The organism is Streptomyces sp. NPDC056835 (genome assembly GCF_042789485.1).
Lineage (GTDB): Bacteria > Actinomycetota > Actinomycetes > Streptomycetales > Streptomycetaceae > Streptomyces.
In genome coordinates this window covers 43754-60416 of sequence record NZ_JBHUBB010000042.1, presented here as the reverse complement: position 1 = coordinate 60416, position 16663 = coordinate 43754, and the positions used below count along the sequence as shown (strand labels likewise).

General features: G+C 66.3%; 20 protein-coding genes and 1 pseudogene. 6 read left to right on the top strand and 15 right to left on the bottom strand.

The genetic code is table 11. The features are described from left to right. Positions 1 to 8 precede the first annotated feature (8 nt). The 6 genes from ACFRMN_RS34090 to ACFRMN_RS34065 form a co-directional block, all read right to left on the bottom strand. Positions 9 to 317 carry a LysR family transcriptional regulator gene (locus ACFRMN_RS34090; protein ID WP_383027211.1) on the bottom strand — a complete coding sequence of 103 codons (309 nt, stop codon included), beginning with the start codon at positions 315 to 317 and terminating at the stop codon, positions 9 to 11. A gap of 215 nt (positions 318 to 532) precedes the next feature. Continuing rightward, positions 533 to 1087 carry a hypothetical protein gene (locus tag ACFRMN_RS34085; RefSeq protein ID WP_383027209.1) on the bottom strand — a complete coding sequence of 185 codons (555 nt, stop codon included), beginning with the start codon at positions 1085 to 1087 and terminating at the stop codon, positions 533 to 535. Positions 1088 to 1564: 477 nt separating this feature from the next. After that, on the bottom strand, positions 1565 to 1837 hold the full coding sequence (locus ACFRMN_RS34080; RefSeq protein ID WP_383027207.1) for an abortive infection family protein: 273 nt from the start codon (positions 1835 to 1837) through the stop codon (positions 1565 to 1567). Then, positions 1828 to 2109, bottom strand: a complete 282-nt coding sequence (locus ACFRMN_RS34075; protein ID WP_383027205.1) for a hypothetical protein — start codon at positions 2107 to 2109, stop codon at positions 1828 to 1830. Before ACFRMN_RS34075 ends, ACFRMN_RS34080 begins: the two co-directional genes overlap by 10 nt. 79 nt (positions 2110 to 2188) lie before the next feature. Further along, positions 2189 to 2452: a hypothetical protein gene (locus ACFRMN_RS34070; protein WP_383027203.1), complete on the bottom strand. Its 264-nt coding sequence runs from the start codon at positions 2450 to 2452 to the stop codon at positions 2189 to 2191. 38 nt (positions 2453 to 2490) lie between these two features. Further along, entirely contained in the window at positions 2491 to 2793 is a 303-nt protein-coding gene (locus ACFRMN_RS34065; protein ID WP_383027235.1) for a hypothetical protein, read from the bottom strand. 177 nt (positions 2794 to 2970) lie between these two features. Here ACFRMN_RS34065 and ACFRMN_RS34060 point away from each other — a divergent pair, with 177 nt between their 5' ends. Together ACFRMN_RS34060 and ACFRMN_RS34055 are read left to right on the top strand one after the other, a co-directional pair. Beyond that, the gene (locus ACFRMN_RS34060) at positions 2971 to 3429 is read left to right on the top strand and encodes a hypothetical protein (protein WP_383027201.1); all 459 of its coding nucleotides are present in this window, start codon (positions 2971 to 2973) and stop codon (positions 3427 to 3429) included. Positions 3430 to 3487: 58 nt separating this feature from the next. Continuing rightward, a pseudogene (locus ACFRMN_RS34055) lies at positions 3488 to 3969 on the top strand (GNAT family N-acetyltransferase). A 193-nt stretch (positions 3970 to 4162) separates the two neighbouring features. Here ACFRMN_RS34055 and ACFRMN_RS34050 read toward each other — a convergent pair. The 4 genes from ACFRMN_RS34050 to dnaB all read right to left on the bottom strand — a co-directional run bounded on the left by ACFRMN_RS34050 (position 4163) and on the right by dnaB (position 8400). After that, positions 4163 to 4819, bottom strand: a complete 657-nt coding sequence (locus ACFRMN_RS34050; protein WP_383027199.1) for a hypothetical protein — start codon at positions 4817 to 4819, stop codon at positions 4163 to 4165. Beyond that, positions 4816 to 5526, bottom strand: a complete 711-nt coding sequence (locus ACFRMN_RS34045) for a hypothetical protein (RefSeq protein ID WP_383027197.1) — start codon at positions 5524 to 5526, stop codon at positions 4816 to 4818. The genes ACFRMN_RS34050 and ACFRMN_RS34045 overlap by 4 nt, the downstream gene beginning before the upstream one ends. Before the next feature lie 602 nt (positions 5527 to 6128). Next, the gene (locus ACFRMN_RS34040) at positions 6129 to 6725 is read right to left on the bottom strand and encodes a TnsA-like heteromeric transposase endonuclease subunit (RefSeq protein ID WP_383027195.1); all 597 of its coding nucleotides are present in this window, start codon (positions 6723 to 6725) and stop codon (positions 6129 to 6131) included. Positions 6726 to 6921: 196 nt separating this feature from the next. Further along, the gene (dnaB, locus tag ACFRMN_RS34035; protein ID WP_249951484.1) at positions 6922 to 8400 is read right to left on the bottom strand and encodes a replicative DNA helicase; all 1479 of its coding nucleotides are present in this window, start codon (positions 8398 to 8400) and stop codon (positions 6922 to 6924) included. Positions 8401 to 8822: 422 nt separating this feature from the next. On the opposite strand from dnaB, the gene ACFRMN_RS34030 reads away from it, so the two are divergent. Next, positions 8823 to 10160, top strand: coding sequence for an MATE family efflux transporter (locus tag ACFRMN_RS34030; protein ID WP_383027193.1), 1338 nt, complete (start codon positions 8823 to 8825; stop codon positions 10158 to 10160). 121 nt (positions 10161 to 10281) lie between these two features. Here the strand turns inward: ACFRMN_RS34030 and rplI are convergent, their stop codons facing one another. The 4 genes from rplI to rpsF form a co-directional block, all read right to left on the bottom strand. Beyond that, positions 10282 to 10728, bottom strand: a complete 447-nt coding sequence (gene rplI / locus ACFRMN_RS34025) for a 50S ribosomal protein L9 (RefSeq protein ID WP_030354350.1) — start codon at positions 10726 to 10728, stop codon at positions 10282 to 10284. 18 nt (positions 10729 to 10746) lie between these two features. Continuing rightward, positions 10747 to 10983 (bottom strand): 30S ribosomal protein S18, encoded by a 237-nt coding sequence (rpsR, locus tag ACFRMN_RS34020; protein WP_003967857.1) that lies wholly within the window; start codon positions 10981 to 10983, stop codon positions 10747 to 10749. Between the two features lie 43 nt (positions 10984 to 11026). Beyond that, entirely contained in the window at positions 11027 to 11620 is a 594-nt protein-coding gene (locus ACFRMN_RS34015) for a single-stranded DNA-binding protein (RefSeq protein ID WP_030354351.1), read from the bottom strand. Positions 11621 to 11694: 74 nt separating this feature from the next. After that, complete coding sequence (rpsF, locus tag ACFRMN_RS34010; RefSeq protein WP_006604399.1) at positions 11695 to 11985, bottom strand: 30S ribosomal protein S6; 291 nt, start codon at positions 11983 to 11985, stop codon at positions 11695 to 11697. 272 nt (positions 11986 to 12257) lie between these two features. Here rpsF and ACFRMN_RS34005 point away from each other — a divergent pair, with 272 nt between their 5' ends. The 3 genes from ACFRMN_RS34005 (at position 12258) to ACFRMN_RS33995 (ending at position 15014) form a co-directional block, all read left to right on the top strand. Then, positions 12258 to 12572 carry a hypothetical protein gene (locus ACFRMN_RS34005; protein ID WP_383027191.1) on the top strand — a complete coding sequence of 105 codons (315 nt, stop codon included), beginning with the start codon at positions 12258 to 12260 and terminating at the stop codon, positions 12570 to 12572. A 111-nt stretch (positions 12573 to 12683) separates the two neighbouring features. Beyond that, on the top strand, positions 12684 to 13802 hold the full coding sequence (locus tag ACFRMN_RS34000; RefSeq protein WP_383027189.1) for a lipid II:glycine glycyltransferase FemX: 1119 nt from the start codon (positions 12684 to 12686) through the stop codon (positions 13800 to 13802). 180 nt (positions 13803 to 13982) lie between these two features. Beyond that, positions 13983 to 15014, top strand: coding sequence for an alanine racemase (locus ACFRMN_RS33995; protein ID WP_383027187.1), 1032 nt, complete (start codon positions 13983 to 13985; stop codon positions 15012 to 15014). Positions 15015 to 15116: 102 nt separating this feature from the next. Here the strand turns inward: ACFRMN_RS33995 and ACFRMN_RS33990 are convergent, their stop codons facing one another. Next, positions 15117 to 16607, bottom strand: coding sequence for a glycosyltransferase family 87 protein (locus tag ACFRMN_RS33990; RefSeq protein WP_383027185.1), 1491 nt, complete (start codon positions 16605 to 16607; stop codon positions 15117 to 15119). Between the last annotated feature and the right edge of the window lie 56 nt (positions 16608 to 16663).

Below are 16663 nucleotides of genomic sequence, written 5' to 3'. Positions count from 1 at the left end.
GTTTCCTCTCACCCTCGTGGCATTTCCTCAGCCGGGATCGTCTGGGCGGCTGCGGCGACGCGTTTCCCGAATCGGGTCAGCTTCATGGCCCTGCCGCGCTCTGCCCGCTCGAAGAAGGGCTGTCCGAGGTCCTCTTCGAGACGGTTGATCCGGGTCACCAGAGCGGACTGGCGGATGCCGAGGTCTCGGGCTGCTTCGGTGAGCATGGAGTAGGACCGGCCGGCCAGGAACCGCGAGAGCCGCTGCCGTGCGACGTCGCCGACCAGTAGGTACCCGAGTAGTGCGTCTGGCCTCGGTACCAGCGGAATACCCGCCACGGCCGACCTGCTTGTCTCACGGCCGCTTCATAAGTGCAGCCGGTATGAAGCGGAGGGTGAGACTGCGCAGCGAAATCTGAGGCCCTACACATCGTGCAGGACCTCGCGGCTCGTGGCACAGATCGCCGCCGTGACCTGCGGCTACCGGATCTGTCTCACCACGTGTCGGGGTTGATTAGTCCCACCACGGTGGCGGATCCCCAGAGCTGGGCTCGTCACTCGTCTTCGTCATCGAAGTCGTACGGCGGGATGGTCCATCGCAACACCATCCCGCCCGCCGCGTCGGCTTCGAGCGCGACCGGATAGACCTGGCCGGAGTCCCGTTCACCACGGTGTCTGATCGAGTGATCGCCTTGGTCCCATTCGATGCCGAGCACCTTGCAGCCGCCGACCTCGATCGCACCAACGTGGAGCGGATGGTGCCACCCAGCGCGCCGGAAGCGGTTGAAGTCGTTGTGCTTGTCGATCGAGACCATGAGGCCCTTGCCGTGGACTCGGTCGCGCCAGGCGGTGAGTTCGGCCGCGCGTGCGGCTGCCTCGGCCAGCGGAAGGTCGAGCCAGCCGTGCGGTCCGTCGACGCCGCACTGCGCGATCCGCTCGCCACCGAACTGCGCATGCGCGTCGTCCTCGTACCGGCCCCAGTAGGTGACGTCGGCGAGCCCGTCGGCCGGCTCGTCGTTCATCCCCGTCCATGCGTCCAGCCCCGAGGCGTCGCCGATGACCATGCCGCACCGGTCGACGGGCAGGTCCCCGAGCCGGACCGGCACCATTCGGTCCGCGGTCTCGGGCCACTGGAGACCGAGGCTGATCTCCAGAGTCGCGATCGTCGGCTCCTCGTCGAACGGGGCGGCGAGGTGCTCGCCCTCACCCTCAACGGCCGGTCATGGGCAGCCGGTACTGCGACCGCTTCACACAACCACTCACGAAGATGGCCTCCTCCTGACGCCGCTGCCGCCCTGGCGCGCTCGGACAAGGGCTGCCCGAGCTCCCGCCAGTAGTCGATCCACCCAGCCATGCCGAGCACCAGCACACCAGTCGGCACATTGACGGATCCAAGGTCGACGAAGGTCTCAGGCATGCGCCGATTGTGCCTTCCCCGTCCGACAGGATTCGGTGCGGGTCTCGGCACCCGTCGCCGGAGCCTTTGCACTGCAGTGGACACCTCCTCGCCAACCGGTGTCGACCTCATCGGGCGCCCGCACTCGGCGCGCTCAAACAGGGGGTGACCCTGATTCCTCCGGCGTTGATCAGACCTTCGCTTTGCGCCACGGAGCGGCAGGCTCCGAGAGCGTGTCGAGAATCAGCTCGCACCAGGTCACGGCAGCGTTGACCGTCAGGCGGGCATGACGCATTCCGAGCCCGGACGGTGCGCTCGCCTGACCGTGACCGCTACCGAAGCCCTGGTTACGCAGTTCGGCGACACCGATCGCGATGTTCACCGGTCCCGAGAGGATCTTCTTCACGGCCTTGCTGCCGTCGGGTCCGTCAGGAGCCGAGGCAGCGTCGAGCTTCAGCGCCACGGCCACTTCGGCGTGCCCTGATCGTCCGGGTTCCGGTATGCACGGATGAAGTCCTCGAAGACCAGGAGTACACGTCGGACCTGGTTCGGATCCGACCAGTCCACGCCCTCCGCGTACAGCATGAACTCCGTACGCCGCTGAGCTGGATCCTGGTACTTCAGCTCATCTGGGGGAACGGGCGCAAACCCGTGGTCCTCCCGCAACTCGGCGACGATCCGAACGGTCAGGTCCGTGGCCAGAGAACGGAAGGCGTTGCGGGTTGCAGGGCTCACCAGCTCCCGCCGAAGACCGTGACGGTGTCGGGGTCTGCTCGTCAGAGCATGACCGTGACCGCTTCCCAGCAACATCTGATCACGCCTTGCAGTTCCTTGGCATTTCGTCAGGGTCTGTATCAGCGGCCATCCGTTCCACCCACTCGCGCTGGGTCATCGCTCGCTCGATGCGGCCAACGACGTCCCTCTTGGACGTGGTGTCCAAGGTCTCCGGAAGCTTGTCGAAGGTGTCGGGGTCGACCGGGAGCCGCTGGCTGAAGCCGTGCATGGCGGCCTCCTGGGCCAGCCCCAGGAGCTGAGCGGTGTCGACGGCTCGGACGGTGCGGGGAAGGGTCGGGGTCACGTCGAGATGGTGCCAGGAAGCCTCCGCAGGCAGAGCGGTCAGCGGGGCCGGGATGCGATCTGCCGACGGGCAGCTCCCCAGACTTCCTCGAACTCCTGGGAGGTGAGTTGCTCGGGGTCGTCGCCTTCCCATTCTGAGATGGGCAGCTCGGCCGTGATCCCGAACCTGCTGTCGTACTCATCGAGGCGACCTGCGCCGTGGGCCTGCTGCCATTCGTCGAGAGACGCGGCTGCGATCGGTGTCAGCCCAGGCCCTTGGAGTTCGATCTGCCGGGTCACCCAGCCTTCGGAGTCGACCTCGAAGTAGAACCAGACATCTTCCTCGTCCCAGTAGCAGCGCATCCATGTCTTCACGAGCCCATGATGGCGGTGGTCTGCACGAACCGTGACGCCGACTTCAGCGGCCTTGCTCGCGTATCGGTCATAAAGAGGCAGGTCAGGAAGGTACTCCGGCCTCGGCTCCTCTTTCGCGGCCAACTCCGGCAACCCCGATCGGTAACCGGTATGGACCTCTCGGACATGAGCGGCCCGCACCCGCACTCCCTCTTCGTGATCAGTGAAGGGCTCGGCCTGCATGCCCAGGACATCGTCTTCCCCGGCGACGAAGCCCAGGCGTGGCTGACCGACAACGTCCTCACCGAATACGACATGGCCCCCGATGGCAGCGACTTCGCCGCCATCCACCGCGCGCAGAACATCCTGTTCGGTGTCTGGGCCAACACCGCGCTCCTGGCAGCCGAAGGCCGTACGGACACCGAACTGGCCGCCTACCTGTCCCGCTGGGCCCTGCTCTCCGACGCCGAGACCGGCGCAGCACTGGCCTCACTACGGGCCAGAGGTATGGCCCTGTACGTCCTCAGCTACTTCCACGGCTGGCGGCTCCTGGATTCCTGGCTCACCGGTCCTGACCGCAACGCCAGGACCCGCCGCCTGCTCACCGAGCAACTCCTCGCAGCTGACCTGCAGCCCGCAGCCTGACCCAGCCGGGCAGGTAGGGGTTGGACCGCTGCACAGACATCGCGGCAGACTCGCTCGCATGGTGCGTCTGCGGGTTCTCACGACCAACGACTGGCCGTTGTGGCGGGACGTTCGGCTCGCTGCGCTGGCTGAGGCTCCACACTCGTTCAAGTCCCGGCTCGAGGACTGGCACTGCGGTGGGAAGGAGCGGTGGCACGCGCGTCTGGCCATGCCCGAGGCTCACAACATCGTCGTGCTTCTGCGCGGGCAAGCGGTGGGCATGGCCAGTGGTCTTCTTGTGGACAGCGACGCCTGCGAGCTGAGATCGGTATGGGTCAGCCCCGAGGCTCGGGGCTGCGGCGTCGGAGATCTCCTGGTCGCGGTGGTCGAGGCGTGGGCCCGGCGTTCGGGCTCCAGCAGGTTGAGGCTGGCGGTGATCCCGGGCAACGAGCCTGCGGGACGCTGTATCAACGCCACGGGTTCGAGTTCTCCGGAGAACTCGGGGATCTCTTGTCCGACGCCGGGGTCAGAGAACAGGTGATGGTGAAGAACCTTCGCTGACAGGCGGAGACCCCTCAGTGCCAGGGGGTGTCGGCATACACCCTGGCCAGTGAGGTACGGAGCTCCGTCCCCAACCTGTAGGTGGGGCGTGCCCCTGCTGAGAAATCCACCATGAGTCGATCATGAAGTCTGGCGAGTCACCTGTGTCCAGTCCGCGGTTCTCACTATGAAAGGTCCGGACCGTGCTGCGGCCTTACTGTTCAGAGTCCTGCGCCTCCCTGCGCATCGCTCTGCCACCGGTCCTGGATGTCCCGAGGTAACGCTCCAAAGCCTGCTTGAGCACTTCGTACGGTGAGCAAACCTGTCGGCCTGCTTCAGCGTGCAGCCACTCCTGGAGCTCGCCGGGGAGGTACTTGGAGCGATTTGCCAGGTTCTCGAGCTTGGTCACCCAGCGGCAGTTGTCTGGGCTGTAGCCGCGGTCGTTGTCCCTGCGGTCGATCTCCTTGCCATCGGCATAACCGTTGGCAAGGGCCCAGTCCTGGAAGACGGCAAAGTCCTGCCATTCGTCGCAGACGGTGATGCCGCGTCCCACATAGCGGTGGGCGCTGCGAGTGTTGGGGCTGGAGCAGCGAAAGCGCATGCCGGTCCAGATTCGATGAAGCCGTGATGTGCACTGGCCGTGCTTGATCATCCGCTCGCGCCACAGGCAACCGCAGCTATTTGTCCGGCCGCTGCGCAGATTGCCGAGGCGCACTTCCTTGACCGTCTCGTCGTCGCATGAGCATTTCACCAGCGCGAAGTTGACGCGAGCTCCGGTGTTTATCTTGCGTACGCCTAACAGCTCGACGACGGTCAGCCGCCCGTACACGTCGCCCACCTGCGTCGGCGGCTGGGCAGCGGCCACGCTCATCCGTTGCCACCTGCAGGGCGCGTGCTCGCGCGTGCCGCCTGAAGGGCGTGCCGGATAACGGTGTAGGTGTCCGTACCGTCCGCGGCCGCGCGTTGCTCGAGGGCGGCGTGTAAGGGCTCGGGCAGGTAGCGGCTGCGATTCATCAGGTTCTCCAGGTCTGTCACCCACCGGCAGTTGTCTGGGTTGTAGCCGCGGTCGTTGTTGATTCGGTCGATGCTGAGGCCCTCGGCATAGCCATTGCCCTGAGCCCAGGCGGCGAAGGCGCGGAAGTTGTTCCACTCGTCGCAGACCGTGATACCGCGGCCACCGTACCGGGGATACTTCTCGGAATTCGGGTTCGAGCACCGCTCGCGCATGTGGGTCCACACGGAGTGGAGGCGGGTGCGGGACTGACCGTGGAAGCGGTAGCGCTTGTAGTGCTGGACCTGGCCGTTCCAAACACGCGTGACCGCGATGCGGTCCTCCGGGTCCATGTCAGCGCCGGCATAGCAGTAGCCGCACGGAGTGGCGACCCGGCGCTCCAAGTCGTCTTCGCGCACATCGATCTCGCGGCTGCAGTTCTGGCAGCGTAGCGGCACAAAGTACCGGTTGCGGGCCGCGGCCTGGCCGCTGCGGCCGGGTACCTGCTTGGCGACTGAGGGCCCGGTGACGGTGTAGATGCCGAGCTGGGTGCCGGTCGGTAAGGACTCTCGTTTGCGGGCAGGCACGGGGTGTTCCTTCCATCGATACTGGACACGCCCATCGTGCCGTGAGCCACTGACAGCGGGAGCGGCAAGGCGGTTCGGTCGAGGAAGCCACAGGCAGGGACGGCGGTGCGCAGGTTTGGGAACATGGGCCAGCCGACCTCTGTCCGTAAAACGCGATGGGTCCCCCACCGGGGCCCTATCCCGGGGCTGGCTAGCGATCGGTTGGCGCCGGACGTGCGACGGTCCTGTAGGCGAGGACTCTCGCCCGTACCGGGCTGGGGAAGGAACCGCGTACCCCGACAGGGGGCACCGTGGACTGGACAGCAGCGGCAACTTCCGCGCCGAACAGGGTGGGCTGCCTTCTGCGTCCCCGCTCGGCACGCTCGATCAAGGGCTGGCCCAGATCCTTTTCGAGCCGATTGATCTGGGTCACCAGGGCTTCCGGGTTGAGACCGAAGCTTCGGGGCGGCTTCGCCGAGAGTGGGGTAGGGCAATGCGGCGGCGAATCGCCGGAGCCGCTGCCATGCGTATTGGCTGGTGAGAGCCCTGCGCGGGATGGCAGGAGCGTCGGCGACCTCGTCGGTGGTGCGGAGGGCGGTGTCGTGGCTCGCTCCGCCGCGTCGTCACAGCACGCGGCCTGCCGCAGAGGGGACACCTTCGAGCTCAGCTCCCCGAAGGACTTCCAGGACCTCGGGGCTGAACAGCCAGTCCCTTCTATAGCCCGCTAGGAACCGGATGTTCTCCAGTTCCACGGCCGAAGGCTCGCTCCAGACCTCGTACTTCCATCCCGGTGATTCCACCGCCCGCCGAGTCCAGCCGAAGGTGAAAGCCACCTCTGGCTTGGACAACCGGTGCAGCGGCTTGACGTCGACGACCACCGGCACCTGCCCGGTGAGCAGGAGGTAGTCCGGGATGTGCCTGCAGACCTTCCCCTCCAGCACCGTCTTCAGCAAGAAGGGCTGGGCCACGATGCCGCGTACGGACAGATCGAAATCAGCGAAGAGCAACCGCGACAGCTCCAGTCGCGACTCGTAGATCACGTGATCGCGCATCGTCGCCGGCCAGTAGGTGCCCGAGTAGTGCTTCTGGCCCTTGTACCAGCGGAACGTCCGCCAGGGCATGGCCGAAGCCAGAGATTTGATTGGCTCCGTGCCCCAGAAGCGATCTTCGACGACCTGACCGTTCTGACGACGCACGCTCACAGTCGCAGCGATGTCCACCGCACCCTCAAGCCCACGAGTGACTGCCCGTGTAGCCAAGGTGCCAGCGCTCCCCGGGTGGAGAGGTCGCCCGTTCCGCCACTCGGAAGAGTGAACGCTCCGAGCTGCGAGTCTCACAATGGCTGCATAAATGCCATCCATTTGCAGCTGGCCCTGAGATTATGAAGCTGGATTTGAGACCCTACACATCGGGTTCTCAGGTCTGTGCCATGTCCACGAAGCGTGAGTAGTGGCCCTGGAACGCCACCGTGATCGTCGCCGTCGGGCCATTACGGTGCTTAGCCACGATGAGGTCGGCCTCACCCGCCCGCGGTGACTCCTTCTCGTAGGCGTCCTCGCGGTGCAGCAGGATCACCATGTCCGCGTCCTGTTCGATCGAACCCGACTCACGCAGGTCGGAGACCATCGGCTTCTTGTCCGTACGCTGCTCCGGACCACGGTTCAGCTGTGACAGCGCGATGACCGGCAGCTCCAGCTCCTTGGCCAGCAGCTTCAGGTTTCGCGACATGTCCGAGACCTCCTGCTGACGGCTCTCGGCCCGCTTCGAACCACCCGACTGCATCAGCTGCAGATAGTCGATGATCACCAGCTTCAGCTCGTTGCGCTGCTTCAGCCGCCGGCACTTGGCCCGGATCTCCATCATCGAGAGATTCGGCGAATCATCGATATAGAGCGGAGCCTGCGAGACATCCGGCATACGACGGGCCAGCCGGGTCCAGTCCTCGTCCGTCATCGTGCCCGATCGCATATGGTGCAGCGCCACTCGCGCCTCCGCCGACAGCAGACGCATCGCGATCTCATTGCGCCCCATTTCGAGCGAGAAGATCACACTCGGCAGATTGTTCTTGATCGACGCGGCCCGCGCGAAGTCCAGAGCGAGCGTGGACTTACCCATGGCGGGACGGGCCGCGATGACAATCATCTGGCCGGGATGCAGCCCGTTCGTGAGGGAGTCGAAGTCCGTGAAGCCGGTCGGCACACCGGTCATCTCACCGCTGCGCGAACCGATCGCCTCGATCTCGTCGAGCGCGCCCTCCATGATGTCGCCGAGCGGCAGATAATCCTCACTGGTCCGCTGCTCGGTGACGGCGTAGATCTCGGCCTGCGCGGAGTTGACGATCTCGTCCACATCGCCGTCGGCCGCGTATCCCATCTGCGTGATCTTCGTGCCGGCCTCGACAAGCCGCCGCAGCACCGCCCGCTCATGGACGATCTCCGCGTAGTACGAGGCGTTGGCCGCCGTGGGCACCGACTGGACCAGCGTGTGCAGATACGACGGCCCGCCGACGCGGGTGATCTCACCCCGCTTGGTCAGCTCGGCCGCCACCGTGATCGGGTCGGCCGGCTCCCCCTTCGCGTAGAGGTCGAGGATCGCCTGGAAGACGGTCTCGTGCGCGGGGCGGTAGAAGTCATGCCCCTTGATGATCTCCACCACATCGGCGATGGCGTCCTTGGAAAGCAGCATGCCGCCGAGAACCGACTGCTCGGCATCGAGATCCTGCGGCGGGACCCGCTCGAACCCGGGAGACCCACCGTCCCAGGCACCACTGTCCCGGCCGCGCTCGTGCTGCTCCTCGCGGCCCTGGCCCTCGCCACGGCGCTGCCGGGAGACAGGCAGACGGTCACTGGGACCGGCGTCGGTCCAAGGGTCGTCCAATGGCTCGGGAATGCTCACCGGCCACCTCCTCACGTCCGCTCAGCGGACCTCGCCGTGCCACTCTTTCTACGGCACGACACTGACAAAACGAGAGGCCTGACTCCGGTTCCGGCGCGTCGGACGCCGGTCCACGGTAGGCCCGTCGGCACCGTCAGCCAATCTGGTTATCCACAGGCCATGTGGACGACCGATCAGATGCTGTGGAGAACCCCTGCGATCCTGTGCACGGACCGGGGGACAGCACTGTGGACAAACTCATAGCAGCTCTGCCGCACCCACCCTGAGCTGGGGTTTTTCCATCCACCGACTGTGGGGGAGAAAAACTTTCCCGACTGGACCAAGATCAGAACAAACGGCACACAGCCGAGCCTCCACCGGACAGTCCAGTAAGGACCCAAATGGCATTGCGTCACTTACCTGTGGAAGATTAGATTGAGCGCATGACAAAGGCTCCCGCGATATCCAGGACAGGCCCTCGACGGCACGATCGCGAGATCATCGCCCTCGCCGTTCCCGCCTTCGGCGCTCTCGTCGCCGAGCCGCTTTTCGTGATGGTGGACAGCGCGATCGTCGGCCATCTCGGCACTCCCCAACTCGCCGGACTGGCGATCGCGGCGGCCCTGCTGACGACCGCGGTGAGCATCTTCGTCTTTCTCGCCTACGCCACCACCGCGGCCGTGGCCCGGCGCGTGGGCGCGGGCGATCTCCAGGCCGCCATCCGCCAGGGTATGGACGGTATCTGGCTCGCTCTTCTGCTCGGCGCGGTAGTCATCGCCGTCACGCTGCCCGCCGCACCGTGGCTTGTCGGTCTGTTCGGGGCATCGGACACCGCCGCCCCCTATGCGGTGACCTATCTGCGGATCTCCAGTCTCGGCATCCCCGCCATGCTGGTCGTGCTGGCCGCCACTGGCGTGCTGCGCGGGCTCCAGGACACCCGGACGCCGCTGTATGTCGCCATCGGCGGGTTCGGTGCCAACGCGGTGCTCAATGTCGTGCTTGTCTACGGTGCCGGTCTTGGGATCGCCGGTTCCGCCTGGGGGACGGTGCTGGCTCAGTGCGCCATGGCGGCCGTCTATCTGGTGGTGGTGATCCGCGGAGCGCGCCGGCATGGGGCGTCGCTGCGTCCCGACGCGGCGGGGATACGGGCGAGTGCCCAGGCCGGCGTGCCGCTGTTGGTTCGTACGCTGTCGCTGCGTGCGGTTCTGATGATCGCCACGGCGGTCGCCGCGCGTCTGGGTGACGCGGATGTCGCGGCCCATCAGATCATTCTGTCGTTGTGGAGCCTGATGGCTTTCGCGCTCGATGCGATCGCCATCGCGGGACAGGCGATCATTGGCCGCTATCTGGGGGCGGGTGACACTCAGGGCGCCCGGGATGCCTGCCGTCGCATGGTGCAGTGGGGTGTCGCGGCGGGTGTGGTGCTCGGTGTTCTGATCGTGGCGGCGCGTCCGCTGTTCATTCCCTTGTTCACCGGTGACCAGGTGGTGCGGGACACGTTGCTGCCGGCTCTGCTGGTGGTGGCCGTTACCCAGCCGATCTCGGGGATCGTCTTCGTGCTGGACGGTGTGCTGATGGGCGCCGGGGACGGCCCGTATCTGGCGGGAGCGATGCTGGTGACGCTGGCGGTTTTCGCCCCGGTCGCTCTGCTCGTTCCTGCCTGGGGCGGTGGTCTGACGGCTCTCTGGTGGACGATGGGGCTGATGATGGGGGTCCGTATGCTGACGCTCTGGCTGCGCACCCGCTCGGGCCGCTGGCTGGTCATAGGCGCCACCCGCTGACGGGAGAACACATGCCGTGTTTCACGTGAAACACGGCCGGTCCCGAACGGTCTCAGGGACGACGAGAGGGCCGCATCCCCTGGGGGATGCGGCCCTCTCCATGTACTGCTGAGCGCTTTGCTCAGGCGGCGATGACCTCGACGCCGAGCTTCGCGGCGACCTCGGGGTGCAGCCGGACGGACACCTGGTGCGAGCCCAGGGTCTTGATCGGCGAACCGAGCTCGATGCGGCGCTTGTCGACCTCCGGGCCACCGGCGGACTTGATCGCCGAGGCGAGGTCGGCCGGGGTGACGGAGCCGAAGAGGCGGCCGGCGTCGCCGGAGCGAACGGCCAGACGCACCTTCACGCCTTCGAGGCGGGCCTTGATCTCGTTGGCCTGCTCGATGGTGGCGATCTCGTGGATCTTGCGGGCGCGGCGGATCTGCGCCACGTCCTTCTCGCCGCCCTTGGTCCAGCGGATCGCGAAACCACGCGGGACCAGGTAGTTGCGAGCGTAGCCGTCCTTGACGTCGACGACGTCGCCGGCGGCACCGAGGCCTGAGACCTCGTGGGTGAGGATGATCTTCATGATTCGGTCACCCTTCCCTTATCGCGCGGTGGACGTGTAGGGCAGCAGCGCCATCTCACGGCTGTTCTTGACTGCCGTGGCGACGTCACGCTGGTGCTGCGTGCAGTTGCCGGTGACGCGGCGGGCACGGATCTTGCCGCGGTCGGAAATGAACTTCCGCAGCATGTTCGTGTCCTTGTAGTCCACGTACTGGGTCTTGTCCTTGCAGAATGCGCAGACCTTCTTCTTAGGCTTGCGCACAGGCGGCTTCGCCATGGTGTTTCTCCTGTGTGATCAAGAAGTGGGGTGCGAGCCCGCCCTAGAAGGGCGGCTCGTCCGAGTAGCCGCCGCCGGAGCTTCCGCCCCAGCCGCCTCCATTGCCCCCGCCGCTCTGCGGCTGCTGCTGGCTGCCGCCAGCCGGCGCGCTGGTGGCCCACGGGTCGTCGGCGGGTGCTCCGCCGCCGCCCTGCTGGCCACCACCACCGGGGCCGCCGCCCCAGTTTCCGCCGCCCTGCTGGCCGCCGCCGTAGCCGCCCTGGCCACCGCGACCGGTGGTCTTGGTGACCTTGGCCGTGGCGTTCTTGAGACTGGGGCCGACTTCCTCGACGTCCAGCTCGTAGACCGTGCGCTTGACGCCCTCGCGGTCCTCGTAGGACCGCTGCTTCAGCCGGCCCTGCACGACGACGCGCATGCCTCGCTGAAGCGACTCGGCGACGTTCTCCGCCGCCTGACGCCAGACCGAGCAGGTCAGGAAGAGGCTTTCGCCGTCCTTCCACTCATTGGTCTGGCGGTCGAAGGTGCGGGGAGTGGACGCGACGCGGAACTTCGCGACCGCCGCACCGGACGGGGTGAAGCGCAGCTCGGGGTCGTCGACGAGATTGCCGACGACCGTGATGACGGTCTCGCCTGCCATGGGTGAACCTCTCGGCGGGGATTGCTTCTGGCTGCTTGCTGCTGCTCGGACCCGATGACCTCTGAGCTAGGAGCTCAGTGGGTCTCGGGACGGAGGACCTTGGTCCGGAGGACCGACTCGTTCAGGTTCATCTGTCGGTCGAGCTCCTTGACGACTGCGGGCTCGGCCTGCAGGTCGATGACCGAGTAGATGCCCTCGGGCTTCTTCTTGATCTCGTAAGAGAGACGACGACGGCCCCAGGTGTCGACCTTCTCGACCTTTCCGTTGCCCTCACGGACGACGGAGAGGAAGTTCTCGATCAGCGGGGAGACAGCGCGCTCCTCAAGATCGGGGTCGAGGATGACCATCACCTCGTAGTGACGCATGTGGAACCCACCTCCTTTGGACTCAGCGGCCACGGTCGTTCCGTGGCAGGAGGGTCGTGATGCGTAAGCAACGGTATCGGCCGCCACTGACAATCCGGCTCGCCGGGCGAGGGGATCGTTTTCTGGCGTGGGCAGACACCGGCGCAGACCGTACAGACTACTCACAGACCGGCTTCCGGTTGAAATCCGGCCGCCCGCGGACGCAATCTGTACACATCGGGTGTGCGCGGCGCTACGATGCGCCGCCTTCCGGCAAGGCCAGGAGGTGCCAGATGGCACACGCAATGCGACCGAACTCCGCCACCTCTCTGTTTTCCACGGACGGCAAGCGTCATCCGCTCCAGGACACCCTGGTCGCGGTGACGCTGACGCTGGGCGTTCTCGCCTTCGTCTCGGCTTTCTTCCACAATCTGCATCTGCTCAGTTCGTGGGCGGGGCTGGTGGGGATCCTGACGGGCGCGTACGGGCAGTTCATCTCCGTGACGACGCGTGAACGGTTCCTGATCATCATCGGGCTCGGCGCCTCGGCGGTCGGGTTCTTCCTCGGAATGGCGCATGGCGGACCGTTCGGTGGGGTCGTCGGATAGCCGGACGCTCCGCCCACAGCCAGACGGGGCGCTCCATCGGCGCAGTAGGCTTCGGCGCGAGAGCCGGAGCCCCTGTATCGATGGGGACACACCTGCCGAGGAGCGCCCCGCATGAGCCTGACCCTGAGGACCATCAGTCGAGAGCAGCATCTGGCGTATATCCAGAGTCTGCCGGCGGCGAGTCATTGCCAGGTCCCGGCATGGGCTGACGTCAAGACGGAATGGCGCTCGGAGAACCTGGGCTGGTTCGACAAGAACGACCAGTTGGTCGGCGCGGGGCTGGTGCTCTACCGTCAACTGCCGAAGATCAAGCGGTATCTGGCGTATCTGCCCGAGGGGCCGGTGCTGAACTGGTACGCCCCGAATCTGGACGAGTGGCTGCGGCCGATGCTGGCGCATCTGAAGCATCAGGGTGCCTTCTCGGTGAAGATGGGCCCGCCGGTGGTGATCCGCCGGTGGAACTCGGGTGCGATCAAGTCGGGTATCCAGGATCCGGATGTGAAGCGTCTGCGTGATGTCGAGGCGACACATATCGAGCCGCGTGCGTTCGAGGTGTCCGACCGGCTGCGCAAGATGGGCTGGCAGCAGGGGGAGGACGGCGGCGCGGGCTTCGGTGACGTGCAGCCGCGTTATGTCTTCCAGGTGCCGTTGGCGAACCGGTCGCTGGATGATGTCCTCAAGGGCTTCAACCAGTTGTGGCGTCGCAATATCAAGAAGGCCGAGAAGGCCGGCGTCGATGTGGTGCAGGGCGGCTACGAGGATCTCGGTGAGTGGCAGCGGCTGTACGAGATCACGGCTGAGCGGGATCATTTCCGGCCGCGTCCGCTGTCGTACTTCCAGCGCATGTGGACGGTGCTGAACAACGAGGACCCGAACCGTATGCGGCTGTATTTCGCCCGTCACGAGGGTGAGAATGTCGCGGCGGCGACGATGCTGATCGTCGGCGGTCATGTCTGGTACTCGTACGGTGCGTCGGCCAATCACAAGCGTGAGGTCAGGCCTTCGAACGCGATGCAGTGGCGGATGCTGCGTGACGCGTACGCGATGGGTGCGACGGTCTATGACCTGCGCGGGATCTCCGACTCGCTCGATGAGACCGATCATCTCTTCGGTCTGATCCAGTTCAAGGTGGGTACCGGCGGCGAGGCTGTCGAGTACATCGGTGAGTGGGACTTCCCGCTCAACAAGCTGCTGCACAAGGCGCTTGACATCTATATGTCGCGTCGCTGACCACGGCGGTGGCCGGCGGCCTTGCCCGGTGGGCGTCTCCGTGCGGCGGTCGGTTCTTCCCCCTTCGTTTCGTTCCCTCTTCGTTTCGTTCCCCCCTCGTCTCCTCTCCCCCCTCGTTTTTCCTCCTCGTTCATCCATCTCTTCGATTCACGGCAGCCGAGAGAAAGGTTCCGGACCGGCATGGCGCTCTCCCTCTACGTCGACACCGCGCGCTGGCGGGCGCACCAGAAGTCGGTCATCGAGCAGTTCCCGGGGGTTGTCCCGGTCTGCAAGGGCAATGGCTACGGCTTCGGGCATGAGCGTCTCGCCGATGAGACCACGCGCTTCGGCTCCGACATGCTGGCCGTCGGAACCATCTACGAGGCGGCCAGGATCAAGGACTGGTTCAGTGGTGACCTGCTGGTTCTCACGCCGTTCCGGCGGGGTGAGGAGCCGGTGCCGCTGCCCGATCGGGTGGTGCGTTCGGTCTCGTCCGTCGATGGCGTGTTCGCGCTGGTGGGCGCTCGTGTGGTCATCGAGTGCATGAGTTCGATGAAGCGCCATGGCGTGAAGGAGGGGGAGCTCGGGCAGTTGCACGCGGCCATTGAGGATGTGCGGCTGGAGGGCTTCGCCCTGCATCTTCCGCTGGACCGTACGGATGGTTCCGACGCGGTGGAGGAGGTCATCGCGTGGATGGACCGGCTGCGTGCGGCGCGGCTTCCGTTGCACACGATGTTCGTGAGTCATTTGCGCGCCACGGAGCTGGCCAGGTTGCAGCAGCAGTTCCCGCAGACCCGCTTCCGGGCCCGTATCGGTACGCGGCTGTGGCTGGGGGATCATGACGCGACGGAGTACCGGGGCTCCGTTCTGGATGTCACCCGCGTCTCCAAGGGGGAGCGGTTCGGCTATCGCCAGCAGAAGGTCGCTTCCGACGGCTGGCTGGTGGTGGTCGCCGGGGGGACGTCTCATGGGGTGGGTCTGGAGGCTCCGAAGGCGCTGCACGGGGTGATGCCTCGTGCGAAGGGTGTCGCGCGGGCGGGTCTGGCCACGGTGAACCGCAATCTGTCGCCGTTCGTCTGGGACGGCAAGCAGCGCTGGTTCGCGGAGCCGCCGCATATGCAGGTGTCGATCCTGTTCGTGCCGTCGGACGCGCAGGAGCCCAAGGTCGGGGATGAGCTGGTGGCTCATCTGCGGCACACGACGACGCAGTTCGACCGTCTCGTCGACCGCTGAGCGGGACGTCACCCAAAAGGCCGCGGAGCGCCCCTGGAGCGCTCTGCGGCCTTTTGGGTCGGTGGCCGGGGTTCTGGGTGGGGTCGCGGGCCCGGGGGCCGCTCAGACGGCTCCTGGCGGCCGCACTCCCCACTCGACACGGGGTGCCTCCACCGACTGGGCGGTGGGCTGTATCGGCCTGGCGGCCCCGCCGAGGACGAATCTGTCCTCCGCGCGGTCGAGTACGCCGCCCGACGGGTCGTCGGAGCCGTCGGTGCGTACGCCGTCCTTCTCGGGCATCAGGATGTCCCGTACGACCAGTGCGCACAGGTACAGCGTCCCCAGCAGATGCAGGGCGATGGCGAGCTGGTAGCCCTCGGTGGGCAGTCCCTTGTGGGCGTCGCCGCTCGTCGTATAGGCGAGGTACATCCAGATGCCGAGGTAGTACATGACCTCGCAGGCCTGCCAGATCAGGAAGTCACGCCAGCGCGGCCGGGCGAGGGCCGCCAGTGGGACGAGCCACAGTACGTACTGCGGTGAGTAGACCTTGTTGGTGAGGATGAAGGCGGCGACGACGAGGAAGGCGAGCTGGGCGAAGCGCGGCCGGCGCGGGGCTGTCAGGGCGAGCGTCGCGATGCCCGCGCACGCCAGGAGCATCAGGAGCATCGCGTAGTTGTTGACGGTGCCGACGTCCAGGGACTCGCCCGTGCGCTGGGTGATGATCAGCCAGAAGGAGCCGAAGTCGACCTGGCGCTCCTGGCTGAAGGTGTAGAACTTCTTCCATCCCTCGGGTGCGAGCACCATGACCGGCAGATTCACCGCGAGCCATGCGGCGGCCGCGCCGAGGACGGCCGTTCCGTACTCGCGGAATCTCCCGGCCCGCCAGCACAGCAGGAGCAGCGGTCCCAGGAGCAGTACGGGGTAGAGCTTGGCGGCGGTGGCGAGTCCGATGAGGATGCCGAAGGCCAGGGCGCGGCCGCGTGACCACATCAGCATCGCGGCGGCGGTGAGCGCCACGGCCAGCAGGTCCCAGTTGATGGTGGCGGTGAGTGCGAAGGCGGGCGCGAGGGCGACCAGCAGGGCGTCCCAGGGGCGGCGGCGGTGGGTGCGGGCGACGCAGACCGCGATGACCGCGGCGCAGATCATCAGCATTCCCGCGTTGACCATCCAGTACATCTGTTCGCGGTACTGCAGGGAGCCGCCCGGTGTGAGCCAGGAGGCGACCTCCATGAAGAGGCCCGTCAGTACGGGGTACTCCAGGTACTCCATGTCACCGTTGAGCCGGTCGAAGTACGGCACCAGATTGTCGGAGAAGCCGCGCCCCAGGAAAAGGTGCGGGATGTCCGAGTAGCAGGCATGGGTGTACTGGGAGCTTGCGCCGCGGAACCAGGCCCAGTCGTAACACGGCATCTTCTGCACCATGCCCAGCGCAAACATGCCGATCGCCACGAGCGCGACAACGCGTACGGGGGTGAGCCTGCTGCTGCCGAACCAGGCCCAGCGTCCGACCGGGCCGCCGATCAGCTCGCTGCCGGCCGCGGCGATCTCGTCACGCCGCGTGGGCGGCACGTCCGGCCGGTCCTGGTCCACGGATGTCTCTTCTGCGCTGGGCATGGCGCCCATCCTGCCGTACGCCGCCCGGAACACGGCGAGGGCCGCCGCACCGTACA